The sequence below is a fragment of the Shigella sp. SIG6 genome (assembly GCF_053555815.1).
Window position 1 is genome coordinate 1 of the sequence record NZ_JBQZXC010000223.1, and the last position, 3,023, is coordinate 3,023.

3 protein-coding genes are annotated in these 3,023 nt (G+C 44.6%); all 3 read right to left on the bottom strand.

Annotation, left to right across the window (positions count from 1 at the left end; all coding sequences use genetic code 11):
- Window positions 1-1,033: MFS transporter (locus tag ACUU1M_RS19580; RefSeq protein ID WP_449144757.1), on the bottom strand; the 1,033-nt coding region annotated here is incomplete at its 3' end.
- Between the two features lie 101 nt (window positions 1,034-1,134).
- Entirely contained in the window at window positions 1,135-2,115 is a 981-nt protein-coding gene (locus ACUU1M_RS19585) for a sugar phosphate isomerase/epimerase family protein (protein ID WP_000256408.1), read from the bottom strand.
- A 7-nt stretch (window positions 2,116-2,122) separates the two neighbouring features.
- Window positions 2,123-2,833 carry a GntR family transcriptional regulator gene (locus ACUU1M_RS19590; RefSeq protein WP_000829811.1) on the bottom strand — a complete coding sequence of 237 codons (711 nt, stop codon included), beginning with the start codon at window positions 2,831-2,833 and terminating at the stop codon, window positions 2,123-2,125.
- Window positions 2,834-3,023: the final 190 nt, after the last annotated feature.

Sequence of the window (3,023 nt, forward strand, 5' to 3'; positions counted from 1 at the left end):
AATTTTTTGCTTCGCCGATAGGTGCAAAAAATACGGCTCGCTGTGTAAAGACTATCGCGCCAAAGCCCAGCGTACATGCCATCCCTAAATAGACCGGCATACTTTCGTGCGGCAGCATAATCAACAGTACGAGCGCAGCGGTACTGATGATAAAGGTGTAGCATAGATATTTACTCGGCGATTTCAGGATCTTATCTGAAATCATGCCACCAATCGGTCCACCAATCATTTTCAGACAGTATTGGTTAATGATGCCGTAAGCCCCCACCAGCGCAACGGGCAATAGATAGATGTTTTTCAGGAATGGAATGAAGAATGTCAGGCCACAGTAAACCGCGTAAACGAAGAAGACGTTGAAAGCGATAAGCCAGATGGTTTTGTCTCTCAGCACCGAGGTCATACTGGTGTTTTGCGATGCTCCGTCTTCTTTTTTCACCTCAACGGACGGTGCCTCTTCTTTGTCATTCAGGACAAAGAAAATAATAATGCCTACGGCAATCACAATAAGGGAATAGAACCAGATGCCTGCTTTAAAACCTAATAAGCCACTGCCAAACCAGGTAAATACTGCCAACGCAGAAAATGCCACCACGGTATCGACAATGCCACGCCCTGTTTCGAAGAAGCCAAACAACCGACCTTGTTGTTCGCTATTGCCCAATCGACTTACCGACTTGAGCAAGACCGGCCAGTTCATCATGTCGCAAGTAACGCCAAATAGCGCCCAGACAAAGAGGATGCCCCAATACCCCGGCATTGTCGTCAAATAAACACCCAGTAATCCTGTCGCAATGAGTGAGAATGACATGGTGTATCTGCGCGGTAGTTTATCGGCAAAATAAATAGACAGAAAAAAGCCCACTGTGGTGACAAATGAGTTTACCGACATAGCATTACCAATTTGACCATTGGTCAAATGGAAATATTCCTGCATCGGGATATAAAACGCATCTTTCAGCGACGGTAATTTATAAATTGTACCGCCACACAGTGTTAATAGACTAAATAACGCCCATTTCTTTTTCGTGAGCATAACATCCCCTAAGCGATTTTTAAAATCACTGTTTTAAAGGCAATAAGATACCGACCATTCATATGGAATGGTTTTATTAACTGCGTATGAGTTAAAACTTATTAGTGGTTCAGAAGATGGTTTGCCTCTTGTTTGATTTGTTGTAGTACGTTACGCACATGATTTATCTGATTAATTGCATCTTCTTTTTCTTTACGTAACCGCGCATCCAGTAAATGATTTTCTGGTAGGGGTGTTTCACTCATCTGGCGATAAGGGATCCACGGATTATCATCTTCGTCTTCAAAGCGGAACACCGGCGCATAGTAATCAACCTCTTCTTCCAGGCCATATGCCGTCACCTGCGGCTCATCATCACCAAGGCAGATAAGGTGAGTTAATAACGCTTTGAATGGCATATCACCCTGACCTGAAATACAGGCTTTATGACCCAGGCCACCCTGTTCTTTAACGATCAAGGCATCTTTAATATGGACCTGGGTAATATGCGGTGCCATCGTTTTTAAGGCGTCGATGGGATGCTCATTTGCATTGATCATGTTAGCAAAATCAAACAGTAAGGAAAGAGACTCCATCTCACTTTCTTTGACCAGCGACACCAGCTCATGACTTTTTAAATCTTCATGCTGCTCAATCGTAAAAGTCAGGCCGCTGTCCTGATACGTTTCCCGTACATAGGCAATGTCGTTAGCGATAATCGATAATACGTCGCGCAAATTACCTTCATAACGTGGATAAAAACGTACGGACGTTGCCCCAGTTTTCAACGCGATGGCGACGGCTTCGTCAATAGATGCCTTATCTGAAGCGCTGGTTTCAATATGAATATCAAGGTTCAGACGGCGGGCTTTATCCCCAAAGGCAGAGAGTTCTTTATCGTCCATATTACCAAGAGAAAAACGCTCGCCATCCAGAACATGGATTTTGACGCCACGTAGATTATTTTCACTTGCGATATCAAGTAAATCAGCAGGCAACACTCTTTCCAGCCGCATATTTAAATGAAAGGCATAAGCATGTAAATAAAGAGGAAGAGTGTCGACACGTTGTAGAATCTTTCTTGCGTTATTTATTGTCACCATAAAACACCTACAGATTAATGATGAGGTCTACGGCCTCAAATCGCCAATATTCAATATCTATCTGGACAATATTGCCTTGCTGGTCGGCGCGATGCTTTTCAATTAAGATCGCTGGCATACCCGCAGAACCGCCAAGATACTTGCTGATATCGCCCGGCATTCTGACGGGTTTGAAAATCAATTTTTTTACTACCGTCTCTTTTTGGTAGCACTTTTCCCAGACTGCAGAAAATGAGTGGTTTTCAAGTTGTTCAATAAAACCCGGAGCAACTTCAGGATTAATATATGTTTCGTGATAGAAAACTTTATGTCCTTCCAGCGCCCCCCAGCCGGTGATGCGATAGAGTTCAGTTGATGGCGTCACTGCAATCAGTGGCGCGAGCGTCTCGGGAATATCGCTGGTACGGTTTTTCTCGGTAAACCCCCAAGAAGGCTCTCGCCCTTGCTCAATTGCGGCCCGCTGAAAGCTCGCCGACAGCTCCGGACTGTAATTAAATCGCGGCTGGGTCACGAACCACCCCTTACGATCCTTACGGAAGATTTTGGATTCTGCCTCGAGGTTCAACAACGCCTGGCGCAGCGTCATACGTTTAATGCCCAGCAGTTCTCCCAGCTCTCTTTCTGAAGGGAGTTTTCCACCCGACGTGGTGATGCCATCTTTCAACCACCGATCCAGTTTCTCTTTTGCATTTTCTACGGTGGATTGATTCTCCGCCATTGTTTAATCCTTTTGATTTAAACCAGATGAAGCATCTTACGCTTACGCCAAAAAAGAAAGCAATTAACGGTGTATGACTTTGCAGATAATTGTGACAAAGCTCTCTATTGACGTAATCACAGACTTATAAGGGAGATACTCGCATTGGTGTGCGCTCACGACAGGTAAAAAAAAACCTGCCATCGCTGGC

Bases quoted from the DNA above. Each gene is read 5' to 3' on its own strand.
- ACUU1M_RS19585 (WP_000256408.1), bottom strand. From the start codon at position 2,115: ATGGTGACAATAAATAACGCAAGAAAGATTCTACAACGTGTCGACACT.
- ACUU1M_RS19590 (WP_000829811.1), bottom strand. From the start codon at position 2,833: ATGGCGGAGAATCAATCCACCGTAGAAAATGCAAAAGAGAAACTGGAT.